The organism is Thauera sp. SDU_THAU2 (genome assembly GCF_038260575.1).
In the GTDB taxonomy this organism is placed as follows: domain Bacteria; phylum Pseudomonadota; class Gammaproteobacteria; order Burkholderiales; family Rhodocyclaceae; genus Thauera.
On the sequence record NZ_JBBWUN010000002.1, the window covers coordinates 40,643 to 64,906 of the forward strand.

Consider the following 24,264-nt stretch of genomic DNA (forward strand, 5'->3'; position numbering starts at 1 on the left):
CACGGACTCCCTCCCCGCCCCAAACTGTGAGCGCCGTTGATAGGGGGAGGTCCGGCTGGTGCCGTGCCGATTAGTAGGGCCAACCGCGAACTGTAGGCTGCTAGTAGTGTCGCGGGATCAAAGGGGTGGCAACCGGGTGATACCCTGTGCTACCTCTCAACTCCTGAAAGTGGATTCCGGCCAATGGCTTGTCCAGTAGGGTCCAACGATTTCGTAGAGTGTCTAAATATCTGATATTGTTACGAAAAACAATTCGTAATGATGGGGTCAGGTGTTCGAGTCACCTAAGCGGCACCACTCTTCCCGATCCACTGTCCGACATATGCCGGCTTGCCTTTCGCGAGGGCTTGGGCGAACGTCTGATGCCATGCGTTTTCAAGTCCGGCATCGCCGGCCCCGGGAGGTCATCGTGTTTGCCAGAATGCTTCTCGCCAGTTGCGCGGCCGTCGCCTCCGCCCTGCCCGCGCTTGCGGACGATTGCGCAGCACCGCCGCCGGAGATCACCGGGCAGTTGCGCATCGTCGAAACCAGCCACCTGAACGGCACGCTCATCCGAGCTTTCGTCGTCTTCGTCGAGGACGGGCCATGCGCCTCGCTCGAGGACATGGAAGGCGAGCGTTCCGACGTCTTCATCCGGGACGTCCATCTCGCCCCCAAGGACGGGGAAGCCCCGGGCTGGGCCGACGCCATCGGCAGGGACGTCACGGTCCGGGGCAGGATGGGACTTCCCTTCACGGCATGGCACGTCGGATCCTCCATGATGTTCGACGCCGTCATGTCCTCGGTTCACGCTCCAGACGAGGAATGAACGAAAGCAATGACCGATCCCATCTTCGACACATTGTCCGGCATGTATTTCACCGTCGACGACCCCGACGGGACCTATGGGACCGGCCAGGTCGTCCGCCTCGCGGCCGACGGCATCTATTTCGTGCGTTTCGACGGCAACGAGGTGACGTTGCCGCTGGAGCTCGTATCGATCGGCGAGATGCTGGAGACCACCGAGGAGGAATACAAGCTATGGCGGTTCTTCGACACGGTCGAGGAGCGGGACAAATGGATCGAGTGGCTGGACGCCCCTTCCAAGCCGCGCGTCATCTCGCTCGTGAAGCCGACGGGCGACCGGAGCTGAGCGATTGGCCCGGCAGATCGCCCTGTGCGTGATAATCGTCGTTATCGCCTATGCCTGCCTATGGGCGGCGTGGGAATGGTTCTGACAATAACAGCCTATCGGAGGATGGAATGAACGAAGAACTTGATGCCCGTCTGGACACAATCGGCGAGGCGCTGCGCCGCAGGGCGGCGGAGCTCTCCGGCTCCGGCCAGGAACGGGATATCGCCCTGCTGATGGAAGGCCTCGCGACGACGATGGAGGCGGTCCGCTCGCTTGGCACGACCGTCGGCCGGATCGACGGCCTCCCGGGGCTTGGAAGCGACGGCATCTAGCGCGCCCGGCGTCCGATATGCCAAGGGTGCTCCATCTTCTTGAATCCGGAGCGTCCTTTTACGGGATATCCGGGAGATGCGCGGAGAAATGCCGCCGGCTGACGTCGGCGCATTGATCTTTGCGGCACACTCCCTATTCTTCTTCCGGTTGATGACCGAGAAGGGGAAAATCACATGCGACTGATGTCGATCGCAGCGCTTGCGTCCGCGTCCCTGTTCCTTGCGGGATGCATGACGGAGAGCAACTACAATCGCGCCCAGGAGATCGTCCGGGGCAGCCCGGCGGCAAAACGCGACGGCGTGAACAAGTGCTATGCCGGTGCCCGCAGGGCATCGCCCGCCCGCAAGGCCGAGATGGCGAAGATCATGAATGTCAGCCCCGCCGGGACGTCGCCCGCATCTATTGCCAGCGCACGTTTAACGGCGTCGCCAGCGGCCGCATCACCTACAGCGACTTCAGGACGAACAGCCCCCGCTTCATCCGGGTGATCCAGGGGCGGTGAGCATCGGGGCCGGCGTGACGGGGAGACGGCCGTCCCGCCGCGCCAGACGCATTGCCAAAAGGAGAACGGCATGGACGAGGACCTGAAGGCGGAAATCGTCCGGCTTGCCGGCGAGGCCGAGGAAATCCGGCCGCATATCGCGGACATCCACGATCTCGCCGCCCGCCTTCATTCCCGGTTTCCCCATCGCGCCGAGGGCGAGATCATCGAACGGATGAAGAGCGAGTGGCAGGCGCGCGGCCTGCCCTGGGATCGGGGTTAGAGCATTTCCAGCAAAATGCGCAGCGGCTTTGCGTCCGGAAATGCGTAAAAACAAAGAGATAGAGCACTTTCGCGATTCGGAGAAACGCAGAAGTGCTCTGGCGGGGACAAGGACGGCACGGCACTTGCCCGTGTCACCGGCCCGCATCCCGAAGCCCGCTTTTGAAACTGAGGGCTTTCGCGCACGGCCGCCGGCCCGTAGGATCTGCGGCCCGATGTGCCGGTGCGGGTCAGGATGCGATCTGGCTGGCTCTCTCTTCGGCCGCCTCGCCTTGCGCCGCCGCGGGAGACGCTCCTTTTCCTGGAGTTCCCGGTACTGCTCCCTGATGCCGGCGAGACGTCCGGGCAGGACGGCCTCGATCATCTCCCATGCCTCGATCTCGTCATCCGCCGCGTGCAGGCCGTTCCAGCCGCCGCCTTCCGTTTCCAGTATCGGCCGGATGTCCTCCCACATCTGCTTGCGCAGATATTCCTTGGTCTCGTGGATGCGGGCGTTGGAAACGAACGGATGCACCTCCAGCAAAGCCGACGGGGCTGCCTGCGCGCCGGGTCGTAAACGAAGATCGCGGCGGCGGGGCCGTTGACGATCGCCTTCAGGCTTTGCAGGGAGGCAAGGTCGCTGCCGACTTTCCAGTTGCCCCCGCGCAGCTTGCGCTTGGCGATCTCCCGCTGCTCGCCGTCCAGAACGTCGACCGAGAGGATCTGCAACCCCTGCTCGGTCAGGACGGGCTTCATCTTCTCCAGCCAGCCGACGTTCAGGCCGGAATCGCGCAGGACGAAGACGCCGAGCTCCCCCTGCCCCGTCTTTTGCGGTTGGGCTTGTACAGCTCGCGGTGCCAGCGGCTCTTGACGCCCATCTTTCTCAGGAGATCGGTCGGCGCGCCCCAGCCGTTGGCGAGGAGAAACTGGTGCAGCGACAGGAACGAAACGGGCTCGTTGATATCCATGGCGTGGAACAGCGACCGTATGAGGTCCGCGTGGCTGTGCTTGCCCTTGTCGAGGCTCTTCTGCTTGTCGCCCGCGCCGAAGGGCAGGTCGGACTGCTCGGCCTTGTGGTAGACGGCGTGATAGATGAAGCTGAGCATATGCCTCCGGCTGTCGGGGACGGGATACATACCCTTGTAGTCGACGGCCGACTCCAATATCTCCTCGGCCAGATGCGGGGGATAATAGGGCATGCTGCGATAGGTGCCCTTGAGTATCCCGTTGACGGTGAAAATATCGAAGCCGTCCTGCTGGACGTGTCGCGGACGAGAAGGCCCGTCAGCTTTTCATAATCGACGTCGTCGACCAGGATATCGATGTCGCCGTCGACGACGGGCAGGCCGTAGAACCATCTGAGAATGACGAAACGCGCATTCGTCGCCTTCGCCGCGGTGATAAACGCGTCGACAGACATGTCCGGCGGAAGGCGCCAGCGCTTCTTCGCTTTCTTCGCCGGTTGCGCCTTATCTTTCAGGGATTTCACCTGTGCAGCGAATTCACCGGCTTTGGGCGGGGCAGGCTGTTTCTTGCTATCATTCTTCTTTGAAATACCCAGCCACTTGATCAGGTTCATAAGGGGATGCCTTTTGTTGATGGTGCCCGGACAATATACGGAACCATCGGCATAGCCAAGCCTGCGGCACCCGCCCTCCGGCATGATGAAAGGCTTTCCGCGCCGCCTTTTTCCGCACGTCTCCGCCAGCTGAATCGGAGCCGCCAGCCGCGCTATTGACAAAGGTCGGCGCATTGGCCACTGCCTCTCGGCCGCATCGTCGAAAGGGTTGATATATGGGACATCGGTTGCTTGCCCTGTTGCGCACGTCGCGAAGAATGCTGCGCCATCCCTGGGAGACGATCGGAAAGAAGGCGTGGGGCCGCAAGCAGTTCTGCAAGCGGATGCGCGGGCGAGGCCGCGCCGCCCGTCCGCAATCGCCTCTCCCTGATCCTGTGCGTCGGCGATGCGCCGAAATACCTGGACACGTTCCTTTCCCGGCCGTGCGGCAATCGACGGGATTGGAGAATGTCGAGATCATCGTCGTCGACGACGGCGCCGGCGATCAGGTCGGGGGCCATCGTCCGGCGGCGGCAGCGCCGCTTTCCCAAGGCCATCACCTATATCCACCAGGAGGACCAGGACTCTCCGCCGCCCGCAACACGGGTCTCGCGCACGCCACGGGCGACTGGGTGAGCTTCGGCGATCCCGACGACTTCCTGGACCCGAACCTCTTCGCCAGGATCGATGCCGAAATCAGCGGCACGCAGGGACAGGCGCCCGTGATGATCGCGACAAGGCCCGTCTCCTACCAGCAGGATGCCGACAGGTTCCGCACGGACCATCCGCTCGACTACCGTTTCGCGGACACCCGGACGGAGCTGCCCGCCGCCGACCCGGGCAACCACATCCAGCCGCAGGTGTCCTCCGCCTGGCTCGACCGGGCCGCGATCGAGCGCCACGGGCTGCGGTTCGATCCGCGGATCGGGCCGGCCTTCGAGGACGCCCATTTCGTCAACAGGCTGCTTTTGCGGGAACCGGAGAGGAACGTCGTCTTCCTGCGCGACGCGAACACCTACTATCGCACGCGGCCCAATGCGGGCGTATCGGCCGAATGGTACATCGACCAGTTTCGCCATGGCTATCTGGACCTGCTGGAGCAGGCCTGGCGGCGCGCGGCGTGGTCCCGAGGTTCATCCAGCGCACGGTCCTCTACGGCGCCTTCGGACATATCAAGCATCTCGTCGACCGCCCCGAACAGGCCAGCGCTTCGCGGAGGACCAGAAGGGGGAGATCTTCCGGCTCCTGAACAGGATCTTCTCCGACATCGATGAAGACGTCATCAACGGCTTCGAGCTCGGCAAGTGCCACGAGGAGGATAAGGTCGCGCTGCTGGCCCTGTTCAAGGGCGCGACGCGGCCCGAGGGTGCGCTCTATGCCAGGCACCATGACGATGCCAACAACCTGCTTCAACTGAGCTATTATTCCGGCGGCACGCCGCCGCATGTGACGGCGACGGTCAACGGCACCTCGTCGCGCCGCTCATGCCCAGCAAGCGGCAGATCCTGTTCATCGACCGCCCCTATTTCACGGAGCACAGGTTCTGGATACCGGCCCTGCCCGAAGACGAGATCGGCGCGGATGTCGACGGCGTGCCGGCGCATCTGAAATACGGCCGGGTGTTCATCGGAGCGGCCGCTCCGCTGTCGGCCATCGTCAAGCATCTGGAGCGCTCCAAGGCATCGGCCGCCGCTTCCAGGCCTCTCGCGGAACCGGCTCGCTCGTGGTGCCCACCTATAATGTGGGGGCCTACCTGGACGAGTTCCTCTCCTCGGTCGTGCGGCAATCGACGGGGCTGGAGAATGTCGAGATCATCATCGTGGACGACGGCGCCACCGACCAGTCCGGCGCCATCGCCCGGCGGTGGCAGAGCTGCTATCCCGACGCCATCACCTATATCCACCAGGAGAACCAGGACTTTCCGCCGCCCGCAATACCGGGCTCGCGCATGCCACGGGCGACTGGGTGAGCTTCGCGATCCCGACGACTTCCTGGACGCGAACTATTTCGCGACCGTCGATGCCGAGATCAGCAGGCGGTATTCCCGTCCCCTCCCCTGATGGTATCGGCAAGGCCGGTTTTCTATCACGAGGATACAGACAGGTTCAGCAACATTCATCCGCTGGACTACCGCTTCGCCCAGCCGCGCACGGAACTGCCGTCCTCGGACCTGCGCAACCAGATCCAGTTGCAGGTGTGCTCCGCCTGGTTCGACCGGGCGGCGATCGAGCGTCACGGCCTGCGGTTCGATTCCCGGATCAGGCCGACATTCGAGGACGGGCATTTCTCAACAGACTGCTCCTGCGCGAGCCGGACAGGAACGTCGTCTTCCTGCGCGACGCGAACTATTTCTATCGCAAGCGCGCCAATGCGAGCTCGCTTGTCGACGGGGCCAAGCTCAAGGTCGAGTGGTACAGCGACCAGTTCCGCTACGGCGATGTCGACCTGCTGGAGCAGGCCCGCGCGATAGCGGCGGACAGGTGCCGCGGTTCGTCCAGCGCACGGTTCTCTACGACGTCTTCCTGGCGCTTTCGCTATCTGGTCGATCACCCGGAACGCACCGACTTTCTCACGGAAGAGCAGAAGAGCGAGTTCCTGCGGCTCCTCGACGCGGTCTTCCCCCATATCGACGAGAGCACCATAAACGACTTCAACCTGGGCAAGTGCCACGAGGAGCACAAGATCGCCCCCTGGCCATGTTCAAGGACGCGGTACGGCCGCAAGGCATCCTCTATTGCCGACAATACGACCCGGCAACGGGCTGGTGCAGCTAAGCTACTGCTCGGGCGGAGCCAGCCGGAGATCGTTGCGGCGGTCAACGGCAACGCCGTCGCGGCGCAAATGTCCAGCAAGCGGCAGAGCCTGTTCAAGGCGGAATCGGCTCTACTTCCCGGAGCACAGGTTCTGGATCCCGGTTGCCGAAGGCGACGAGATCAGCGCAAGCTTCGACGGCAAGTTCCCGCTCGCCTGAAATATGGCGGAAAGACGATCGAGCCGTTGCCAGGGCCTTGCGACTATCGTCGCGCACATGCAGAAACCGCAGCCGAAGGCGGCGACCCTGGATGCCTCCATGCTGGAGCTGCGCATGCAGGCGCGCTCCGAGGAGGCGCGCGCCCGCTACGGCGATTGCTGGCTGCTCATGGACCGCGAAGACGCCGCGGACGACAATGCGGAGCATCTTATCGCCATCTCTTGCAATCGGGGCGGTCCGATCGGGCATTCTATGTGCTGAGACGGATTCCCGGACTGGGACCGTCTTGCCGCGGACGGTTTCCGGCTGCTGGAATATCAAAGCGAGAGCCATTTCTGCGCGCTTACGCATGCGACCTTCGTGATCTCGTCGCATATCGACCATCACATCCCTGGCCGTGGCCGGCAAACCAATGCGCTGATATGGTCGACTACAGGTTCATCTTCCTGCAGCACGGCGTCATTCTGCACGACCTGTCCCAATGGCTGAACACCAAGCCCATCTTCCTGTTCGTGACGTCCACCGAGGCGGAGTACGAGTCCATCGCCGGCTACGACAGCAACTACATCTTCTCCGAGAAGGAGGTGCTGCTTTCCGGCCTGCCGCGCCATGACCGCCTGCTGGCGCGGCGTCGAGCCGCGCAAGATCATGATCATGCCGACATGGCGCCGCTCCCTGACCGACGAAAGCGTTCGCGTCGGCATGGCGCGCGGCAAGATCGCGAACTTCGAGGAGACGGACTATGCGCGCCACTGGGGGCCTTGCTGCGCAGCGAGCGCCTGCGCCGGATCGCGGAGGAGGCCGGCCTCGGCATTCTCTTCTGCCCGCATCCGAACATGTCCATGTACATCGACGACTTCGACGTCCCCGGCCATGTCGAGGTCCGCCACCCGTTGGCCGCTCAATCACCCAGGCCTCTTCACGGAAGCCGGCATGATGATCACCGACTATCTGTCCGTCGCGTTCGAAATGGCCTATCTCGAACGCCCCGTCCTGTATTACCTTCTTGACATCGACCAGCTTTTCTCGACGGGGCATTTCTACAAGCGGGGATATTTCGAATACTTGAAGGATGGCTTCGGCCCTGTGGAAACCGCGCTTGACGCGCTTCTCGATCAGGTCGAGGCGACTTGTGCCGGCCGGGAAAAGCCGGACTATGTACCGTGCGAGCGGACGCTCCTGTTCCGCGACGGCCACTGGTGCGCGCGGGTCCACGAGGCCATTCTCCGGCTGGAGGAGCCCGCTCGGCCGAGCCGCCGGACAGGAGCTGAATCGTAGAGGGAGCGTTTCACGCCTCGCCGGACAGGACGAGGAAGATCGGACGCGGGAACGGACAGGTGAGGGATCAGTGAGAACCCCATTTCGGGACATGGAAATGCTGGCGGATGCTTGTGTTCCGAAGGACTTCGCCGTCGCATCCTGGGAGATCGCGCCTATAAAGAAAGGCAGGGGCTCGAATTCCCGCGGCGTCTTCCGCCATGTCGTGCGCAATGAAGACGGCGGCAAGCTGGAATTCTTCCAGAAGAGCTTCAAGGACAAATTCCTCGATATTTCCGCCCGTGTGGATCAGCCCGTCTATTCCCTCGATCCCGAGATCTACTTCCTGACCAAAATCGCACCGGAGCTCGGGGGAGAAGGCTGGGGCGTGCCTTCCGTCTTGATGTCGAATCTTCAAGCCGCAGCCAGTCCTATGTCCTGTGCGAGTTCATCGCCGGAAGAGGACCTTCGAGAACCGACGAGAGCGCCTTTCGCCTGGCCTCCATCGCCGGGCAGATCAACGCGGCCTGCCTGACGCCGGAACATAAGTCCGCCCTGCCGTCGGAACACCTTCCGAGTGTGAAATACAGGACGCTCGACGCGCTGGCGATGGAACTGATCAGGAAGATCAACGACGAGATACAACCCGACCAAAGGGTCGACTTCCATCAGATCGAGCCCATCGTCAACGACTGGAGAGCCAGGGCATCGGCCTTGCCTAAGGCGTTCTCCCATGGAGACCTGTGGTTCCACAACATCGTCGAAAGAGGCGGCAAATATTACGTCACCGACTGGGGGACCGTCGCCTTGCTTCCCATCGGCTTCGATCTCGGCGAGGCAATAGCGAACTACTTCATCGGCAAGGACTTCGACAGGAACGCATTCCACGAATTCATATTTTTGCGAAAGGTATCGACGGCATGCTGCCGGGCGAAGCGGGGCATGCGGACGTCGTTCAAGGCTTCCCTGCACTGTATCCTGACATGGCTCCTGCCGAACCACGTCACCCGGGTCGCCCGCCAGTACAGGAAGAACGGCGAGATGCCCCTGGAGGCGACGAGCATGGTGACCGCCGTCCTGAAGCTGACGAAGGCACTGGCGACGCGGGGCTAGAGTCATTTCCGGTGCAATCCGCTTCACCGGAAATGCTCCAGATTCTGTTTTCCGCACTATCCGACGCCGAAGCGATCCCGCTTCGGCCGGAAATTACATCAGCCGGATCGTTGCAGAAAGCTGCAACGTCGATTATGGCATCGTGGCTGCGGCCGTCCTTTACATGGAAGTCACCCCTCATGAAAAACATCAACTTCCAGGCCAAGAAGAAGGGCAATTACGCCGAAGTCGAGAGGCCATTTTCGGCGCTATAGGCCGCCACCTGCCGGCCGGCAGCTTCTCCTATCGCCATCGGCACAATCCCGACCTGCTGAACATGTCGATGTTCTTCGGCCGGGGCGGCGACGTTTTCATGTCGCACTCCGGCGTCGCTGACAAGAACTACATGTACAGGAGGCATGAAGACGGGCGCTTCATGATCAACGACTATGCCACCCTGTTCGTGCCCGGCCCCTGGCTGAAGGACGTGCTGCTGGCGACGCCCGGCGTCGAGCTCGAGGCAAGGCAGATCGTCCCTGTCGGCTGGCCGCGCCTGGATACGCTGCTGGGGGGGAAGGCATGAAGGCACGCGGCGAGACGACGAAGGGCGAAAAGCTCAAGGTCCTATGGGCTCATCACGCATGACGCCCGCCGGCACGGGCAGCGGAGAATATCTCGACATCGTCCTATCCGGGCTTCCTGTTCTTCACCGATCGGCTCGCCGAGAAAGTCGACCTGTCCATCGGCCTGCATCCGCGCAACCGCGAGGACAAGCAGCCGACCGGGATCAGCATGCTGGAGGCTTCGATGTCGTCATCTCCGACTTCGGCACTCATGGCTTTACGAGGCCTGAGGGCTCGGCAAGCCCGTCATCTTCCCCTATTGGATCATCGGCAAGGGCGTGCAAGAAATACCGGCCGAAGAGCGCCGAGGAAGCCCATAGGTATCTTCAAAGAACAGGCTCGGCTATCACCCGGACAGTTTCGACGAGCTTCATGGCGCTTCGGGCAACAGCCGCTGCGTCGCCATCGGGCCGGACGTGACCGCCTTCATGGAGCAATATCTTCCGAGCGAGACAAGGGGCCGGTCCGGTGCCATCTGCGCGGCCGAACTGACCCGGCTTGCCGGCGATCTCGACGCCGCCTTCGCCGCCGCCCGGTCCACACGTCCGGTAAGTCCGAGGGAAGGGAAAAGCCCCCGTTGGCCGCAGCGACCGCAGGAAAAGATGCGACCCGCGTCGCCCCTCCTCGCCCATAACCCTGCGTCCATGGCGACACGGCTTGCCAGCGCATTGGCCTCCGCCTGGAAACGGCTGCGGCCCTGAGTGCCGCCGGGCAAGGCGCATGGGTCTTGCCACGGGACCTTGCCCCGCATTAATTTGGCGCGTGGTTTCGGGTGGAGACGACAGCATTGATACGGCTTCTTTTTTCTATGCGTCCTCCTGTACTGCTTTCCCGGCGCACGCCTGGACGGTCAAAGGGCACGCCGTCGTCGGCATCATCGCCGAAAACCACCGGATGCCGCAAGTCTGCGTTGCCGCGGGTGCGGGAGATGCTCGCGTCGTGGAAGACAAGTGCATTTCCTGCTGGCCGAGGTCGCTTCCTGGGCAGACCATATGCGCCACCTCAGCGTCCCCAAGCAACCCTCCCACATGGTCACGCTCGACGGCGGCGACACCCCCTACGATCCCGCCCGCCATTGCAAGAGAAACGCCTGCATCCTGGGGGCTATCGAGGGGGTGCAAAGAAACATTGAAATCGCCCGATGCCCCCCTCGACGTCGAAGACGGCGGCGTTGAAATACCTCGTGCATTTCATCGGCGAGATCTCCATGGAGCGCCGATGACGCGACGCGGCCTGGGCGAGGGATCGAGGTGATTTTTCCACGGCAAGCAGGTCACACTGCACAAGGTCTGGGATGCGGACTCCCCGTCAACGACCAGAAGCGCCGTGGTCAAGGCGCTGCGGAGTTCGTGGAGAAGACGGCGCGGCCTGCTAAGGGCGGACCGATCGAGCCTCGCCTACGGCACCGAGGACGCGACATCACCCGCGATCATCCGCCTGAATTGCCCGCCGCCGCCCCGGACGAGCTGGCCGTCCTGCCGGACAGCTATACGCAGAAGAACTGGCCGGTCGCCCGCGAACGCCTGAACCTCGCCGGACGGCGCCTGCCGACATACCGAACGCCATCTACGGCAAGGCGAGATAGGCCCTGCCCCTCCATGCGCAGAAAGTCCGCCAACCCACGGTGCCCGGAGCGCGCGTCCTGGGCCAGGCATTTCCTGACGGAAAGCCGCTTCACCCCGTTCTGGGACGTGGGCAGATGGCCGGATGACCATGTTCCGCCGCCGGTATGCCCAAGAGTCGACAGGCACGAAAAGATGATCCGCCGAATTGCAAACCTGCTCGAAAACCGCCGCGGCCGCCGCCGGTGTCCGGACGCGCTCCCGGCGGCCGGAACGGGAATTCCCCCTGCTGGCGGCGATGCGCGCGCATGGAACGGCCTGCGCGAGTGGGTTTCACGCGGACTGTCGATGGCCGGCCTGGTTCCGACCTCCCGGCGGAACTCAGCCTCGATACCACGCGCCGCGCGACCGGCCTTGCGGGCGACAGGGACATCGCCCGCGCGATCTCCTTCCTCGATCTCCTCGGCCCTGCAGGCACCTCGCCCGGTCGCGGGACGAGGCGCTCCTCGTTTTCGACGGCGACGGCATATGGCGCAGCCCCGCGTGCGGCCCGCTGGACCGGCATGCGTCCCGCCGCATCGCCTGGGGCTGCGTCGAGCTTGCCGTCGCGGACGCATCCGGCCGGACGACGGAACGCGTACTGTCCATCTCTGGCGCTCGACGAAGGACTATGCTGCGTGGCCATCAGCCGAGGCGCCGGTCAAGCGCGCGCGAACGCCGCCAGCAGCATGCCCGACTGGCTTCATCCGGCCGATTCCACGGCAGCGCCGCCGGATATCGTCCAGACCTGGGCCGACGCCCACGAGTCTGCCTGGCGCGACCTGGTGTCCCCCTACAAGGACATCGGCCGGATCGACCCGGACCGTTTCGAGCAGACGGACGGGGAGCTGAAATATTCCCTGCGGTCGGTGGCTTTTCGCCCCTGGGCGCGGCGCATCCATATCTTCAGCAATTGCGCGCCACCCGACTGGTTCCGCGAGACCGACCGGATCCGCTGGGTCCGGCACGAGGAGGTGGTGGCGGAGACACACCTGCCGCTTTTCAACTCCCATGCCATCGAGACCTTCCTGTACGAGATCCCCGGCCTTACCGAGAACTTCATCTATTTCAACGACGATTTTTTCCTCTCGGCACCCAGTGCGGCTGTCGGATTTCCACGGCCTATGGCCGCTCGCTGGCAAGGCTGGAGCTCTTCGACGGGACGCTGCACTATCTCGATACGCTGGCGGAAGAGGGAAAGGCCGAGGAGTGGCAGGCGGCCGCGCTGAACAGCGCGCGGCTGGCGCAGGCGCGGAACGGCATCTTCCCGACGCGGTTGCACCGCCATGCCCCCTATTCCCTCTGCCGAAGCGTCTATGACAGGATGATCCGCGACTATCCCCGCGAAGCCGACACGACCTGCTCCGCCCGCTTCCGGTCCCGGGACGACGTCCCCTTCACCTCTTCCTCTACCACCACCTCGCCCTGGCTCCGGCCAGGCCGTGGACGTGGACGAGGAGTCCCTGATCCTCGGGTCGACGAATTTCCGCCAGTTCCTCAAGCACAGGCGGTATCGCAGCATTCGCTGCCTGAACGACGGCGGCAACAGCGGCGCTGGACGCGGACTATCGCACCCAAGCTGGAGTTCCTTTCAAGGCACTATGCCTTCAAGTCGCCCTGCGAGCGACAGGCCCTCGCGGATGCAGGCGCCGGCATTGACACGGGCCGTGGAACTGAGTTGCAGAAATCACGTCATGCCGACGCACGCCCTCGATCCCGCGGCAAAGGAGCGGCGCCGAAGCCGACCGATCAATTGAGGTGCCCGGCCATGCGCCGCGTGTTGACATACGGAACCTTCGACACCCTGCATCACGGGCACGTCCGCCTTCTCCGGCGCGCGCGCGCCTTGGGGACTACCTGATCGTCGCGCTGTCGACGGACGAATTCAACGCGGTGAAGGGCAAGAAGGCCATGTTCACCTATGACGCGCGCAAGGAAGACCTCGAGGCGCTGCGTTACGTCGACCTCGTCATTCCGGAGCGGACCTGGGAGCAGGACGATCGACGACGACCGCACGTACCACGTCGACACCTTCCACGATGGCGACAGACTGGGCCGGAAAATTTGATTCCTCATGGACCATTGCGACGTCGTCTACCTGGAACGGACGCCCTCGATCTCCAGCACGCGGATCCGCCAGATCTTCGACGTCAACGCCAAATGATCCCGCGTTCGCGCCGGTTCACGCGGATGGCTCAATATGAGGGAGGAGAATGGCGCGCCAGCCAGGTGAAGATGACAGCATGCCGTCTATGCCACAGCCCTCTAAACGAGTTTATGAAATCCGTGCTCAAATGCGTGTAGGCTCCGGCGAACCATTCCTCGCCGTCCATCCGCTAAGGGCACTGACCCCGGGCATGCAACATCGCGCTCAGCAGCGAGATAAAAGGCCTCCTTGTCATCTGATGCTGCCAGTGTACCCCATGCGCCCTTGGGGCGTAGGCGCTATGAGGACGGCCAGACGGTGAATTTACATGCCCGCACGGTTAAGCGCTTGGAGAAGCGCACTTCGTTCCGGCTGCTCGTATCTGGGGAAGCTTAGCGCAAGCCATGCTTACAAATTGATGACTTGGTTATCGGATGGGGTACGACTTGCAGATCGTTGCGTTGTGAGCAAGAGTGCTGGGCAAAGGGGATCTGACTTGGCATCTGAACAAGAGGCATCGGCCGCACCCGCTAATCCAGAAAAGACCGCTCGCCGCAAGATACCGGGCGGTCTTCCGTACACGTCTAGTCCGGGGTCTTGCGGCGTGTCTTCGAGAAGATACCAACTTCGGAGAAGCCGGGCACCTTCACCTATGACTTTCTCGGCACGGTCATGGAATGCAAGAGGAGGAGCTGCACGACCAATTATTCCGATCTTGAAGGCGACAGGCTTCCTCAATCAAACGGGAGCGCCCACAGAACTCTACGCGCAGTTCCAGACCGATGCAGGTCGCCCTGCGGCCGCCCTTCAATGCCCTGCGAAATGGCTTCGGCGAGATATTTCTGACGCAATCAGTACGCGCATAAGGCCGAGGAAGCTGCGCTTATCGACGTTATCGTGGCGATCACCGGCCTCCCGAAGAAAGAAGGGATTGTCCGTTACATCCTCGCCACCTTCCAAGCGTTTCAAGAGTATGCAAAAAGCAGGCGCGTGAGGATGCTAAGGCCGATGAGAAAAGCGACGCGGGCCAGTCGCACGATACTCCACCTCCATCACCCACCGACCAAAATGGTAGCGGAAATGGACGGCTACAACTTTCTGCTCGGGGGAAGGCTGTCCTTGAGGCGCTTGGAGACGGAGGGGGTCGCAGCGATGCGACGCCGTAAGGTCAAGCCCGGTCCTCAAGAAGATGCGTTGTTGCCTGCATGGCGACGTTCCCCTTCTTCCATCACCCGATCAAAAAGCAGCGTAGGCAGATCGGTTATCTTGATGATGTCGGCAGCGAGTTCGTCGAAGGTCGCGCACTCGACGACGGCCACGTCGACGCCGGCCGCTTTGGCCCGATCTAGGAATTCGATCACTGCCGGCAGTAAGCGCGAAGCTGACGAGGTGAGCCAGTACAGTCCGTTCGGAAACGGCGACGGCGCATCGAGAACCGTGTTCAGCGCCTCCATGATCGAAGCGTCGCGTCCGCTATAGCCGACGAAGATCATTCCGAAGCGCTTTCCGGATTCCACCAGCACATGCCGCATCCGGGCGTCCTGTTCCTCTAGTTCCGATCCCGTGTTCTTAATCGCGATCGACTGATAATCACCGTGGAGCTTAGCGACCAACGGCCAGTCCGATTCATTGAGGCACCGCATGGCACGGTCGGCGGAATCGATCGCCGCCACAGTCGGGCGGTTCTGGTCGTCTACTGGCAGAATCCCATTTGCCGAATGCGCCGACTCCTCGATGAGCGGATCGAAGTTCGTCGTGAAAACGCAATCGACCTTGCCGGCAGCGATCAGACTGCCAAGTACCTTGTGTCCAAAACAGGGACTGCCCTTTGAGATCGCATCGTCGATATACTGTCGGCGATGCCGGGCCTCTGGATACACCGCTTCGAAGGCCTTGGCGTATTCCGTGGGATCGCCGTCAGGCGGCAACAGTGACGTTTGCCGGAAAAAGGCATCGATCCTATCGATCCAGATGGGATCAGCCGTATCGATCTCCCGCTTTGACAGGTTTGTCTCACGGCAAAATATCTGCGCCTTGAAATCGCGGATCATGGCATAGCCGGTCGGGATACCAGAGGCGGCCGATGCACCTGCGCCGAGGAACCACGCCACAAGATTTGGCCTAAGATCGAACGCTGTCGCGAATTGTGCGGCGGAGATAGTTTTTATCGGCACAGGCTCCCCTTTCAGGCCGTCGTGGGGAGCGGGTCGGTTCCCTCGCTCAGGATGGCGAGATATCGCCGGTAACTGAACACGCGCCCCGTTTGCGCCCGGTGATTTCTTCAACGATGCCGAACCGTTCCAGATCGGCGAGCGCCGCATTGACCGTGGGGGCTGAGAGCCCTGTTTGCTGAACGAGTTGGTTGGCCGTCAGGAACGGGTTTTGCTGAAACAGATCGTGGATACGCAGCGCGGAGCCTGCCCGGTCGCTCTCTGTCGTGATCCGCTCGCGGTCTTCCTTGAACAGATCGACAATCCGGGTGGCGGCCTCGAATGCCTGATTGGCCGTATCCGCAACACCGGCAAGGAAGAAATCGAGCCAGGCTTCCCATGCCCTGTGCTCGCGCACCTCCTGAAGCAGGCGGTAATAGTCGGCGCGATGCGTTTTAAGGTAGAGGCTCAGATAGAGCAGCGGCTTGCGCAGCACACCGTTGACGCAGAGGTACAGTGTCACCAACAAGCGACCGATCCTGCCATTGCCATCAAGGAACGGGTGGATGGTCTCGAATTGGACGTGCAGCAGCCCGGCCTTGATCAGGGGCAGGCAGACGCGAGCCGTCCTCGTGCATGAAGCGCTCAAGCGCATCGAGACAAGCACCCATCTCGGTCGGCGGTGGCGGCACGAACAGTGCGTTGCCTGGACGTGAACCACCGATCCAGTTCTGAGACCGCCGAAACTCGCCGGGATTTTTCGTGCCGCCGCGCCCGCTTTGCAGCAGTCGCTCATGCATCTCGCGGATCAGATGGAGTGACAGCGGCAGATCTTCCAGACGCTCCAGCCCATACATCATCGCATCGACATAGTTCGACACTTCACGGATGTCGTCGATCGCTGGCCGGCCTGCGCCTCGGTTTCGAAGCGGAGCAGGTCCGAAAGAGTCGATTGTGTGCCCTCTATCTGGGATGAAAGGACGGCCTCCTTCCTCACATACATATAAAGGAACAGCTCTTGACGCGGCAGCAGCATGGTGATGCCGTCCAGACGCCCCAAGGCGCGTTCGGCCAGACTTAACCGCTCCAAGAGGGCCAGCACGTCAATGGCCGGTTCTGGAGGCAGTGAGGGCGGAACGTAGGCACGCACGATTTCCCCCGCAACGGGGGTTTCGACAAAAGCGGCCTAGCCGAAAGTTAGAAGCTGATTCGGACATGCCCGATTATGAGGGCGCAGTGTTATTTAAGCAATTGGCTCTTGGCTTAAATAGACGTTGAGCTAAGTTAAGCGCCCTTAAATAGCGCAGCGATACCATTATGGGCGGGTAGCGTTGGCGAATGGCTTCTTCGGGCTCAGCGGACGACTGCTCAACCACCAATATGAAGGCAGGTAGCTATCATATAAAGCTCCAAACGCGAAGCCTTCGTGGGACCCCAAGCGACCGGAGACGATTCGAACTTTGTTACCGCCAAACGCCGCCGTTTGTACGCTTTTCTGCACATAGGCTGCCTACTACCCCGATGAAAGGATTAACTTCGGCGGTTATAGCGTAGTATAGATGGCAATCGGCGGAATTTGGCGCACCCGGTAGGATTCGAACCTACGACCTTTGGAATCGGAATTGGTAGACAGCGATTATAAACTCTTGTTTTTACATGTGCTGCAATTCAGCTGCGCTATGAATGCGCTAGATTCCTGCTTTGCTATCGATAGGAGCGAATGGCTGCTTGATCGAGCTCTGCCGCGGGTACAAGCTTGAAATGTCGTTCCTCGACCACCTTCACCGTGTTCTCCTCCACGGTGAGTTCGAATAGTGCGATTTTCTCGGTTCCGATAAATTGCGCGGACACAGCTCTAGCCCTCATGCCAGGATATTGCTGTGCGCACCAAGCGAGATCTTGTTTTGTCTGCACGACTGAAATTTGGTCCGTGCCGCCTTTTGCCTGGACTGGTATGGCATAGTGACAACCGTATTTGTCTATGCCGACATATAGCTCGTCGATTTCAATCTGCCCTATGCCTCTCACGGTAGTGCGCAAATGATTCTGTAGCGAATAGGTGGTAAGGCCTAGGAAAATATCGATAAGACGATTGTAGCGGACAATCGCGAGTAGAGCTTGCTCATCATCCAAAGCATACGCTCTGATCATCTCAGGCGTGCCATCCGGAACCCCGATGGTAACAAGCTCCTCCCTCGGTAGAATTCGGTTCAAAGGAACCAAGACGAACTTGTACCTTGCCCGTCCTGCTCCCTCGATGATCCATTCCATTCCGGGCGGTTGCGTAGCAACAATCGCTTCGGGAAAGCTTTTCCGGTAGCGGAGGGCATAAATCACATCCCCTAAGTTTTTTGGGAGCGATACCTCCATGTCCGTTGCTGCACGCTCAATATCCGCTCGCTCAAATTCGAATTCAGTCACCCCATCGCTATAGTGCTCTGAGAAAATCCGGCCGATAATTTCTTGGTATATGTTCCCTCGGGGGCTCTTAGCCATCGCTAAGTGCCCCTAGCGCTGCCAGTCTCGCAGCTTCCGTCTCATGCTGCTTCCTCTTCCGGATATTAGAATTCCGATCTCGCTTCGTCTTCGGAGCCACCACCCCAAGAAGATCGGCGGCCTCGCTGACTGTTGCATAAAGCAAGGCTTCATCGCCCAACTCGATGGTTTCATCCGGGCGAGTTGCTTCTTTGCCCATCGCAGCAATTAGGCTGCTTGCAACAGCGCGAGCTAGCGGGGGAGGAACTGAGTTGCCTATCTGCCTCGCACCGTGCCATTTTGTGGAGTGCAACCTGAACCAGTCAGGGAAACCGTGAAGGCGGGCCATCTCCCGTACTGTGATGCAGCGCGAATATCGGTAGTGGATCGGTCTAGGGCTGGTGAATGCACCTCGTGCTCCATCCGTGCCCGGCACGAAGCGTATTCGATACACCGTTTGCGTCGAGCTTGAAAAATCGGCTTATAGGTTCGCTCTCTCCCGATGGAGTTTCCGCGAAACGGCGGCGAGAAATCTCCGTATGCTCTGTCCTCCAAGAAGAGGTCAAAGTCGCGGAATCCCAATTTCTTCGATAGCCGAAATGCCACGCGTCATTGGTGAGGCAGCGGAGCTCAGCAGCATACAGGCTAGGCTCTCCGTATTTAACTGTCTTCGCTTTATCGCCGTTAGCCAACTCATCGAACTGATCGGCGTCCGGCAAATCCCCCAATGGCCTCCTCAACGCTCGGCCCGGCTGGAAGGCGATCCGATGTGCCGTTCGCGGCGCGGGTAATTGCTGATGGGAACTCTGGCAGGGCCAGCCCACGTTTACATCCGATCAAAATAAGTCGCTCGCGTTGCTGCGGAACGCCGTATTCCGATGCATTGAAAACTTTCCACGGTAGACGGACATCGTAGCCGGCCTTCTGAAAAGCCTCGACGACTTCCTCCAGAAATTTGCGTTGTCTGCCAACTGTCAAACCCTTCACATTCTCAAACACGAAGTAGTTGGCATCTAGCTCGGTGACGATCCGGACGAAGTCGTAAACCAACCTGTTTCGTGGATCGTCCAAAGACCGCTGACCGATCATGGAGAAGCCCTGGCATGGAGGTCCACCAAAGACGACATCTACCGTCGCATCAGCGCTTAAGCCGGCCGCTTCCCTGATTTCCTCCCCCGATAAGCCTGTGACGCTACGAGGAAGCACGGCGCAGTTTGGAAAATTGAACTTGTGGACGGCACAATGGACGGGGGTCGATTTCAACCGCTGCTACAACATCGAAACCAGCTTGCTCGAAGCCGAGGCTTAGACCGCCTGCACCCGCAAACAGGTCGATGCCAATAGGTCTGGTCATAATCCTACTCCGCAAACTTTTCTGCGGCCTCGGGGGGCAGTTCCCGGCGGCCCCAAGAAGTGCCTTATGCTTGCAACCGCGCTATCAAGATCTGCAACCTGACATTGCCAAACGACAAGCGATTCCCATCCTGCTTCTCTTAGCGCGTTTATGGTTCGTTCGTCTCTAGCTTTGTTGGCTTCGATCTTGGGTATCCAATACTCATTTCGAGATTTCGGCAGTTTTCCCTTTGAGCAGTTATGCCCGTGCCAAAAGCATCCATGTATGAATACAACTTTGTGGCGAGATGGAAAGACGATATCAGGGCGCCCCCGGAAGTTTTTTTGCATGCAGCCGGAACCTATATCCCAGCCGATGCAATGCACGTCGGATCGCGAGTTCCGGGCCAGTGTCTTTCTGACCTACAGATTGCATGATGTGGCGGCGCTGTGCGGGTGTTCTGGTGTCTACCAAATCACGCTCCGGAGATGCCGTGGAGTTCGGGTTCCAATCGGTACGCTATAGTTTGCGTAATTGACAAAGGTAAGGCGTGCGCCGCCTCCGCTTGGTATGCAGCAACGCCATCGGCAACTGGTATGCCCTGCATCTCAAAAACTGCTATCACTCTTTGCGGCCCAATACGCTCAGTTTTGGCGGCAACTGGAACGATGAAATCGATATCGCTAAGTCCAGCTTCTATGCTGGTGCGATGAGACATTAGCGCTACTTGCGACTTGATCTGATCGGGCAGAATAGGCTCGTCCCGATTTGCCTCGAATGTTACAAGCGCCTTTTGCAGGGTCGCCCCAGTTTTGAATGTCATCAGAAATAGCGCGTCGATTTCAGGAACGCCCTTGATGCTGTTCTGTAGATGGAGGAAATCCACGACCGCTATATTAGAAAATAGGGCGAAGTGGGTTTCCAGAACGCGCTGATGAACGCAGACTTGAGTTAGCCATGGCTCGTCAGCTCGACCGAGTGCTCGTGCAGCGGAAGGGAGAGATATCGTTTCAATCCGATGTATGACAACGTCTGGCGGCAAAACAAACCCATCGGGAAATGGGATTGTTTGGCCAGGAGAAAACGGCACGAAGTCGAATACTCTCCCTTCACTATAAGACTGGCGCGCCGTGTAACCGACCTCAGCGATTTCCTGCGGCCAATGAGCGTTCCGATTTTTGCTCCTGAGGAAATCTTTCAGAAAATTTGCCGGATTGGTTGCTGCCAGCGAAATCCCTTCATCCGCACGAAGCTGTAGGATTACCTCCTGAATTTCGTCGTTTGTCACTGTATGGGCGGTGAAGACCTTGGTCTTCCAATTGTATCGGCGATCAAACAAAACGCGAAAAACCGCTGGTTTTTCACTTCCTCGGGCCATGATCGCTTACCTCGTCGATTCGTTCTGGGTGATAGTGATCGCCGAGCGTAAAAAAGTGAACACAATAAAGTTTGCAACCCTAATGTTCTGTCGTCGGTTGTTTGGGTTGCAGGTATCGCTGCTGCTAAAAAACAGCTTCTTTTGGCTGACTATTATGGTCTGGTTCTAATCGAAGAGGCGTGGCGTTAGCGAGGGAGGTTTAGTCGAGTGTATGTTCTACCGGTCTTGCTTCCGCAAGAGCCTTGGCGCGGAACTTCTCAAGTAGGTCTTCTGGCGTTAATAAATTGATTGGGACGCCAAGCATATCTTCAAGTTCGACTTGTAGGCCACCCAGGTCAAAAAGGGTTGCTCCTGGCAGGGCATCGACCAGAATATCAAGATCGCTGCCGTCAGCATCATCGCCACGGGCCAAGGAACCAAACACGCGCAGATTGCCCGCGCGGAAGTGGATAACCAAGGATCGGACGTCGGCACGATGCCTTTCGAATGCGATTGACGGTCTCATGAGCGATCCATTTAGCTTTTTTCTGTTCTATAGTGGCTGACTTAGCTTGCAAGCGGACGGATTTTGGAAACGACACATTTACCGGCGTTTGCAAAGGAAGTCGTATCTCAGTCTGGTGATCGTATAGACGTGTCTGAAATAAACGCCCCACCTCCCTTTGATTTCAAAAACCACTTGTGCAAGAAGTTGCCGAAGCAATTTTTGCGCGAGGTAATTTTTAGATGCTAAAGTTTGGTATCGACAACGTGCGTCGCCTCGAACACGTTGACCCGATCGAAATTAAACCCATCACCCTGCTGTTAGGTAGAAACAGCGGTGGAAAAAGTACATTTCTCCGAACCTTTCCACTCTTTCGTCAATCGCTCATGACGAGGACAAGTTCACCGATCCTTTGGTACGGCGACCTGGTTGATTTTGGATCTTTTGACACTGTTCTCGGCGAGGGATGCTCAATCGAAATCCGTCTATTTCTCCTACATAATCGATCATGTTGGGTAGTGGAAGATCGCCCAGTATACCTCGGCGAAGAGCTTGGTTACTATCGAAGAGCCGCGGCACCGCAAACAATCAGGGACGTCCGCTACATAGTAGGCATCGAGCGGCGCGGGGAAAGGACCCGCATTTCATCGATAAGCATTAATATTGCGAACCCAGAACTGCGTGTATTGCTAGAGAGATCGATGATAGCAACTCAATCCGGAAAATTCAAGTAAATGACGATGACATACTAGCGGCAATATCTCCACTGCGGCTTGCTCTCTCGACTGGGTCTTTGTTTCCAGATTTGCGAGGTATTTGAGATCCAAGGATGATCCCAGTCGAGACTTCTGGGCGTCAGGTGCCGGCTCCGCTCTTATGCCGGCGCTCACCAAGCTTCTTAGGCGCACGATTGATCAGCGCGTTAAAGATCGGACGATAGCGGATATCGCTGCGCGCCTAATAGCCTCGGGTATTGCCGATAAGGAAAAGTTTGAAACCATCGGTGGCAGCAACGGCATAACTGTTGGTCGCCTATTTCGTAGTCTGTCAAGTGACCCAGGCAACAAAACTTATCAGCAGATAGCCCTTCTACTAAATGCCGCCGCACTCCCATCGGTCTTTAGAACTATTGGGCAACATCTTCGGACCATATTGAGCGCGACGCTCTATATCGGTCCAGCTAGAGCTAGGAGCGAGCGCTACTACCGCTCCTCAAGACTTGGCAGTTTCAGAGATTGATCCTGACGGGAAAAACTTCCCTATGTTTTTGAATTCTTTGAATCGGCACCAAATCGAAGAGTTCTCAAGATGGGTTCACAGCCTATTTGGATATGGCGTTAAAGTCTCCCAACAAACTGGCCATATTAGTATTCATTTAACAGATGGAAGTACAGAAACAAACATAGTCGACGTCGGATATGGGGTATCGCAAATTCCTGCCCGTTTTGGGGCAAATCTGGTGGGCGCGCAATAGAACGGTTTCGAGGAATTCGCGTACGCCGTTAGCGCTTCTGGCTATCGAACAGCCGGAGTTGCATCTACATCCGGCGCACCAAGCTTTGTTGGCTGACGCGTTGGTTGGAGAAGCGCCGTTGCATCATCACATACGAAGCCCACATCGGCCAGAATGCGTGTCTATATAGTTGAGACGCACAGCGAAACGCTCGTAAACAGGCTTGGTGAATTCATCGCCGTAAAGCGGTTAGATCCACGAGATGTTCAGGTCATTTTGTTCGAGCCGGTTGATGACACGGGTAAAACGTCAGTGGGAACCGTCGAGTACGATAACGACGGCACTCTTATTGATTGGCCATACGGATTTTTTCAGCCTGCGGTTCTCTAATGATTTTTAGATGGTTTCTGGACGACGGATTCGAAGGAATATCGAATGATCCCAAGCTTCCTGAAGTTACTTCAGAGATCTTGCGGGCGCACCGGCGAGGCCACCACCTCGTAATAACAGACCGGCAACTAGCCGCCGAATTGCAAAAGCTGCAACTATCGCGCGCTGATCACGCTTTACTAGAGCGACTTGGGTCTGAATTCACGCAAACAGGCGGGCTGCACAAACGGTCAAGTGCGTATGTGGTCGTGCGTAACACCATGGAGGATATTGCTAGCCAACAAGGTTCTGGAGTACCACGTCTGGCTTGGCTTGATAGCAAAGTCCAGACTATTAGAGCCGAGTGTTCTGCTGGTCGAGAACTCGGGCATTGACGGTTGGTTTTCTTAAACAAGTGTTTGAGTGCGTCGGCATTCGCGGAAAGCCTGGGCCTGTAGCAATGGACACGATGCACGGTGGAGGCGATGATATTGCCAACGTCCTTGACGATATTCTTCCAAATAAACGAATTGAAATTGCTATTGTCGACTCTGGATAAGAGCGCGCCCGTGTCGTCTGAAAGTCCTAAGATAGCGCGCTTAAACAAATCATTCGTCAAAAAACAGTGGCTTTCTTGGTGCAGTGGGCAGCCCACCTTGCCGCGAGATCGAGAATTTGATCCTGTCGACGAGTAGCGCAGCTTCCTACAGGAGCTGGCTCCGCGACAAATCCAAGTGCTTTTTGCAAATATGTGATGCCGAGGAAAAAAATGGCATCTCATCGCCACAGTGCTTCATCAGCTATTTTGACTTCAAAGCGGGGGTATCGTCCGCTACCGCCTCTAAGCTGGCCCTAAAGGAGCGAAGCTGGTTGGAACCCAAGATTGCCATGGCAGGACTAGATTTCAATGCATTTGAGGTGCACGGCTATGGCGACCGTGTGATCCATCAGATCAAGGCAGACGGTAAGCATATTGCATCCCTTCGCACTGGACTAAACCAACACAAATGGACTGGGAGATTTTTTGGCTTTTTCTTCGCGTTCGCCTGGTTCTTTTTGGCGAGCCGCTCAGTGCGCACATAGCTGAAGGCGGGAAGCCATAAGCTCCGTGTCCGTGTCCATATACCGGGACCGACGAGGAAAGCTAAATCTCACAAAATGTGCATTTTCTGAGGTTTTGGCCGG

Annotated in this window: 33 protein-coding genes and 1 pseudogene; 18 read left to right on the forward strand and 16 right to left on the reverse strand. The window is 59.0% G+C overall.

The annotated features are described in order from the left end of the window. Positions 1 to 409: 409 nt before the first annotated feature. The 4 genes from AAFL97_RS00655 (at position 410) to AAFL97_RS00670 (ending at position 1,935) form a co-directional block, all read left to right on the forward strand. Positions 410 to 808: a hypothetical protein gene (locus AAFL97_RS00655; RefSeq protein WP_341643290.1), complete on the forward strand. Its 399-nt coding sequence runs from the start codon at positions 410 to 412 to the stop codon at positions 806 to 808. Positions 809 to 817: 9 nt separating this feature from the next. Further along, positions 818 to 1,132, forward strand: coding sequence for a hypothetical protein (locus tag AAFL97_RS00660; RefSeq protein WP_341643291.1), 315 nt, complete (start codon positions 818 to 820; stop codon positions 1,130 to 1,132). 110 nt (positions 1,133 to 1,242) lie between these two features. After that, positions 1,243 to 1,446, forward strand: a complete 204-nt coding sequence (locus AAFL97_RS00665) for a hypothetical protein (RefSeq protein WP_341643292.1) — start codon at positions 1,243 to 1,245, stop codon at positions 1,444 to 1,446. Between the two features lie 174 nt (positions 1,447 to 1,620). Continuing rightward, positions 1,621 to 1,935, forward strand: coding sequence for a hypothetical protein (locus AAFL97_RS00670; RefSeq protein ID WP_341643293.1), 315 nt, complete (start codon positions 1,621 to 1,623; stop codon positions 1,933 to 1,935). Here AAFL97_RS00670 and AAFL97_RS00675 read toward each other — a convergent pair. Together AAFL97_RS00675 and AAFL97_RS00680 are read right to left on the reverse strand one after the other, a co-directional pair. After that, positions 1,924 to 2,733, reverse strand: coding sequence for a hypothetical protein (locus AAFL97_RS00675; RefSeq protein ID WP_341643294.1), 810 nt, complete (start codon positions 2,731 to 2,733; stop codon positions 1,924 to 1,926). The two genes, AAFL97_RS00670 and AAFL97_RS00675, sit on opposite strands and share 12 nt — an antisense overlap. A 232-nt stretch (positions 2,734 to 2,965) precedes the next feature. Continuing rightward, complete coding sequence (locus tag AAFL97_RS00680) at positions 2,966 to 3,388, reverse strand: hypothetical protein (protein ID WP_341643295.1); 423 nt, start codon at positions 3,386 to 3,388, stop codon at positions 2,966 to 2,968. A 607-nt stretch (positions 3,389 to 3,995) separates the two neighbouring features. Here AAFL97_RS00680 and AAFL97_RS00685 point away from each other — a divergent pair. Beyond that, entirely contained in the window at positions 3,996 to 5,021 is a 1,026-nt protein-coding gene (locus tag AAFL97_RS00685) for a glycosyltransferase family 2 protein (protein WP_341643296.1), read from the forward strand. A 147-nt stretch (positions 5,022 to 5,168) separates the two neighbouring features. Here AAFL97_RS00685 and AAFL97_RS00690 read toward each other — a convergent pair whose 3' ends face one another. Continuing rightward, positions 5,169 to 5,411, reverse strand: coding sequence for a hypothetical protein (locus AAFL97_RS00690; RefSeq protein WP_341643297.1), 243 nt, complete (start codon positions 5,409 to 5,411; stop codon positions 5,169 to 5,171). Positions 5,412 to 5,470: 59 nt separating this feature from the next. Between AAFL97_RS00690 and AAFL97_RS00695 the strand changes: the two genes are divergently transcribed. Next, positions 5,471 to 5,716 carry a glycosyltransferase gene (locus AAFL97_RS00695; RefSeq protein WP_341643298.1) on the forward strand — a complete coding sequence of 82 codons (246 nt, stop codon included), beginning with the start codon at positions 5,471 to 5,473 and terminating at the stop codon, positions 5,714 to 5,716. A gap of 263 nt (positions 5,717 to 5,979) precedes the next feature. Here the strand turns inward: AAFL97_RS00695 and AAFL97_RS00700 are convergent, their stop codons facing one another. Then, positions 5,980 to 6,417: a hypothetical protein gene (locus tag AAFL97_RS00700; protein ID WP_341643299.1), complete on the reverse strand. Its 438-nt coding sequence runs from the start codon at positions 6,415 to 6,417 to the stop codon at positions 5,980 to 5,982. Between the two features lie 358 nt (positions 6,418 to 6,775). On the opposite strand from AAFL97_RS00700, the gene AAFL97_RS00705 reads away from it, so the two are divergent. The 10 genes and pseudogenes from AAFL97_RS00705 (at position 6,776) to AAFL97_RS24425 (ending at position 14,431) form a co-directional block, all read left to right on the forward strand. Next, entirely contained in the window at positions 6,776 to 6,979 is a 204-nt protein-coding gene (locus AAFL97_RS00705; RefSeq protein ID WP_341643300.1) for a hypothetical protein, read from the forward strand. Between the two features lie 161 nt (positions 6,980 to 7,140). Continuing rightward, positions 7,141 to 7,728, forward strand: a complete 588-nt coding sequence (locus AAFL97_RS00710; RefSeq protein ID WP_341643301.1) for a hypothetical protein — start codon at positions 7,141 to 7,143, stop codon at positions 7,726 to 7,728. Beyond that, on the forward strand, positions 7,652 to 7,996 hold the full coding sequence (locus tag AAFL97_RS00715; protein ID WP_341643302.1) for a CDP-glycerol glycerophosphotransferase family protein: 345 nt from the start codon (positions 7,652 to 7,654) through the stop codon (positions 7,994 to 7,996). Before AAFL97_RS00710 ends, AAFL97_RS00715 begins: the two co-directional genes overlap by 77 nt. A gap of 91 nt (positions 7,997 to 8,087) precedes the next feature. Next, the gene (locus AAFL97_RS00720) at positions 8,088 to 8,510 is read left to right on the forward strand and encodes a hypothetical protein (protein ID WP_341643303.1); all 423 of its coding nucleotides are present in this window, start codon (positions 8,088 to 8,090) and stop codon (positions 8,508 to 8,510) included. Next, on the forward strand, positions 8,426 to 9,088 hold the full coding sequence (locus tag AAFL97_RS00725; protein WP_341643350.1) for a phosphotransferase family protein: 663 nt from the start codon (positions 8,426 to 8,428) through the stop codon (positions 9,086 to 9,088). The genes AAFL97_RS00720 and AAFL97_RS00725 overlap by 85 nt, the downstream gene beginning before the upstream one ends. 163 nt (positions 9,089 to 9,251) lie before the next feature. Continuing rightward, positions 9,252 to 9,650 (forward strand): hypothetical protein, encoded by a 399-nt coding sequence (locus AAFL97_RS00730; RefSeq protein WP_341643304.1) that lies wholly within the window; start codon positions 9,252 to 9,254, stop codon positions 9,648 to 9,650. A gap of 2,279 nt (positions 9,651 to 11,929) precedes the next feature. Then, positions 11,930 to 12,520 carry a hypothetical protein gene (locus tag AAFL97_RS00735; RefSeq protein ID WP_341643305.1) on the forward strand — a complete coding sequence of 197 codons (591 nt, stop codon included), beginning with the start codon at positions 11,930 to 11,932 and terminating at the stop codon, positions 12,518 to 12,520. Between the two features lie 47 nt (positions 12,521 to 12,567). Next, positions 12,568 to 13,152, forward strand: coding sequence for a stealth conserved region 3 domain-containing protein (locus AAFL97_RS24415; RefSeq protein ID WP_445954440.1), 585 nt, complete (start codon positions 12,568 to 12,570; stop codon positions 13,150 to 13,152). After that, positions 13,050 to 13,280: pseudogene (locus AAFL97_RS24420) on the forward strand (hypothetical protein); the annotation flags it as partial. The gene AAFL97_RS24415 and the pseudogene AAFL97_RS24420, both read left to right, overlap by 103 nt. A 575-nt stretch (positions 13,281 to 13,855) precedes the next feature. Further along, positions 13,856 to 14,431 (forward strand): DUF5343 domain-containing protein, encoded by a 576-nt coding sequence (locus tag AAFL97_RS24425; RefSeq protein WP_445954441.1) that lies wholly within the window; start codon positions 13,856 to 13,858, stop codon positions 14,429 to 14,431. 187 nt (positions 14,432 to 14,618) lie between these two features. Here AAFL97_RS24425 and AAFL97_RS00740 read toward each other — a convergent pair whose 3' ends face one another. From AAFL97_RS00740 to AAFL97_RS00775, 12 genes are all read right to left on the reverse strand, one after another. Next, positions 14,619 to 15,548 carry an SIR2 family protein gene (locus AAFL97_RS00740; protein ID WP_341643306.1) on the reverse strand — a complete coding sequence of 310 codons (930 nt, stop codon included), beginning with the start codon at positions 15,546 to 15,548 and terminating at the stop codon, positions 14,619 to 14,621. Positions 15,549 to 15,657: 109 nt separating this feature from the next. After that, positions 15,658 to 16,242 carry a Fic family protein gene (locus AAFL97_RS00745; RefSeq protein WP_445954452.1) on the reverse strand — a complete coding sequence of 195 codons (585 nt, stop codon included), beginning with the start codon at positions 16,240 to 16,242 and terminating at the stop codon, positions 15,658 to 15,660. Next, entirely contained in the window at positions 16,139 to 16,468 is a 330-nt protein-coding gene (locus AAFL97_RS00750; RefSeq protein WP_341643307.1) for a Fic family protein, read from the reverse strand. Before AAFL97_RS00750 ends, AAFL97_RS00745 begins: the two co-directional genes overlap by 104 nt. After that, positions 16,444 to 16,737, reverse strand: a complete 294-nt coding sequence (locus AAFL97_RS00755; protein ID WP_341643308.1) for a Fic/DOC family N-terminal domain-containing protein — start codon at positions 16,735 to 16,737, stop codon at positions 16,444 to 16,446. Before AAFL97_RS00755 ends, AAFL97_RS00750 begins: the two co-directional genes overlap by 25 nt. A 554-nt stretch (positions 16,738 to 17,291) precedes the next feature. Further along, positions 17,292 to 18,008: an endonuclease gene (locus AAFL97_RS00760; RefSeq protein ID WP_241605431.1), complete on the reverse strand. Its 717-nt coding sequence runs from the start codon at positions 18,006 to 18,008 to the stop codon at positions 17,292 to 17,294. A gap of 67 nt (positions 18,009 to 18,075) precedes the next feature. Further along, complete coding sequence (locus tag AAFL97_RS24430) at positions 18,076 to 18,516, reverse strand: DNA cytosine methyltransferase (RefSeq protein WP_445954442.1); 441 nt, start codon at positions 18,514 to 18,516, stop codon at positions 18,076 to 18,078. 239 nt (positions 18,517 to 18,755) lie between these two features. Beyond that, complete coding sequence (locus tag AAFL97_RS00765) at positions 18,756 to 19,325, reverse strand: DNA cytosine methyltransferase (protein WP_341643309.1); 570 nt, start codon at positions 19,323 to 19,325, stop codon at positions 18,756 to 18,758. Then, positions 19,255 to 19,416 carry a DNA cytosine methyltransferase gene (locus AAFL97_RS24435; protein WP_445954443.1) on the reverse strand — a complete coding sequence of 54 codons (162 nt, stop codon included), beginning with the start codon at positions 19,414 to 19,416 and terminating at the stop codon, positions 19,255 to 19,257. Before AAFL97_RS24435 ends, AAFL97_RS00765 begins: the two co-directional genes overlap by 71 nt. Further along, positions 19,413 to 19,745 (reverse strand): DNA mismatch endonuclease Vsr, encoded by a 333-nt coding sequence (gene vsr / locus AAFL97_RS24440; RefSeq protein WP_445954444.1) that lies wholly within the window; start codon positions 19,743 to 19,745, stop codon positions 19,413 to 19,415. The genes AAFL97_RS24435 and vsr overlap by 4 nt, the downstream gene beginning before the upstream one ends. Continuing rightward, entirely contained in the window at positions 19,717 to 19,869 is a 153-nt protein-coding gene (locus AAFL97_RS24445; RefSeq protein ID WP_445954445.1) for a hypothetical protein, read from the reverse strand. Before AAFL97_RS24445 ends, vsr begins: the two co-directional genes overlap by 29 nt. Before the next feature lies 1 nt (position 19,870). Continuing rightward, positions 19,871 to 20,773, reverse strand: coding sequence for a hypothetical protein (locus AAFL97_RS00770; RefSeq protein WP_341643310.1), 903 nt, complete (start codon positions 20,771 to 20,773; stop codon positions 19,871 to 19,873). 199 nt (positions 20,774 to 20,972) lie between these two features. Continuing rightward, positions 20,973 to 21,278: a nucleotidyltransferase family protein gene (locus AAFL97_RS00775; RefSeq protein WP_341643311.1), complete on the reverse strand. Its 306-nt coding sequence runs from the start codon at positions 21,276 to 21,278 to the stop codon at positions 20,973 to 20,975. 1,397 nt (positions 21,279 to 22,675) lie between these two features. On the opposite strand from AAFL97_RS00775, the gene AAFL97_RS24450 reads away from it, so the two are divergent. Then, positions 22,676 to 22,900, forward strand: a complete 225-nt coding sequence (locus tag AAFL97_RS24450) for an AAA family ATPase (RefSeq protein ID WP_445954446.1) — start codon at positions 22,676 to 22,678, stop codon at positions 22,898 to 22,900. Between the two features lie 1,049 nt (positions 22,901 to 23,949). Then, complete coding sequence (locus AAFL97_RS00780) at positions 23,950 to 24,162, forward strand: hypothetical protein (RefSeq protein ID WP_341643312.1); 213 nt, start codon at positions 23,950 to 23,952, stop codon at positions 24,160 to 24,162. Positions 24,163 to 24,264 lie beyond the last annotated feature (102 nt).

What these genes read in the sequence shown, in the direction of transcription:
- AAFL97_RS00705 (WP_341643300.1), top strand. Translation starts at nt 6,776, where the DNA reads ATGCAGAAACCGCAGCCGAAGGCGGCGACCCTGGATGCCTCCATGCTG.
- AAFL97_RS00745 (WP_445954452.1), bottom strand. Translation starts at nt 16,242, where the DNA reads ATGCGCTTGAGCGCTTCATGCACGAGGACGGCTCGCGTCTGCCTGCCC.
- AAFL97_RS00690 (WP_341643297.1), bottom strand. Translation starts at nt 5,411, where the DNA reads ATGCTTGACGATGGCCGACAGCGGAGCGGCCGCTCCGATGAACACCCG.
- AAFL97_RS24435 (WP_445954443.1), bottom strand. Translation starts at nt 19,416, where the DNA reads ATGACCAGACCTATTGGCATCGACCTGTTTGCGGGTGCAGGCGGTCTA.
- AAFL97_RS00710 (WP_341643301.1), top strand. Translation starts at nt 7,141, where the DNA reads ATGGTCGACTACAGGTTCATCTTCCTGCAGCACGGCGTCATTCTGCAC.
- AAFL97_RS00770 (WP_341643310.1), bottom strand. Translation starts at nt 20,773, where the DNA reads ATGGCCCGAGGAAGTGAAAAACCAGCGGTTTTTCGCGTTTTGTTTGAT.
- AAFL97_RS00680 (WP_341643295.1), bottom strand. Translation starts at nt 3,388, where the DNA reads ATGCCCTATTATCCCCCGCATCTGGCCGAGGAGATATTGGAGTCGGCC.
- AAFL97_RS00720 (WP_341643303.1), top strand. Translation starts at nt 8,088, where the DNA reads ATGGAAATGCTGGCGGATGCTTGTGTTCCGAAGGACTTCGCCGTCGCA.
- vsr (WP_445954444.1), bottom strand. Translation starts at nt 19,745, where the DNA reads ATGCAAAAAAACTTCCGGGGGCGCCCTGATATCGTCTTTCCATCTCGC.
- AAFL97_RS00670 (WP_341643293.1), top strand. Translation starts at nt 1,621, where the DNA reads ATGCGACTGATGTCGATCGCAGCGCTTGCGTCCGCGTCCCTGTTCCTT.
- AAFL97_RS24450 (WP_445954446.1), top strand. Translation starts at nt 22,676, where the DNA reads ATGGGGTATCGCAAATTCCTGCCCGTTTTGGGGCAAATCTGGTGGGCG.
- AAFL97_RS00660 (WP_341643291.1), top strand. Translation starts at nt 818, where the DNA reads ATGACCGATCCCATCTTCGACACATTGTCCGGCATGTATTTCACCGTC.
- AAFL97_RS24425 (WP_445954441.1), top strand. Translation starts at nt 13,856, where the DNA reads ATGACTTGGTTATCGGATGGGGTACGACTTGCAGATCGTTGCGTTGTG.
- AAFL97_RS00665 (WP_341643292.1), top strand. Translation starts at nt 1,243, where the DNA reads ATGAACGAAGAACTTGATGCCCGTCTGGACACAATCGGCGAGGCGCTG.
- AAFL97_RS00730 (WP_341643304.1), top strand. Translation starts at nt 9,252, where the DNA reads ATGGAAGTCACCCCTCATGAAAAACATCAACTTCCAGGCCAAGAAGAA.
- AAFL97_RS00715 (WP_341643302.1), top strand. Translation starts at nt 7,652, where the DNA reads ATGATGATCACCGACTATCTGTCCGTCGCGTTCGAAATGGCCTATCTC.
- AAFL97_RS00775 (WP_341643311.1), bottom strand. Translation starts at nt 21,278, where the DNA reads ATGAGACCGTCAATCGCATTCGAAAGGCATCGTGCCGACGTCCGATCC.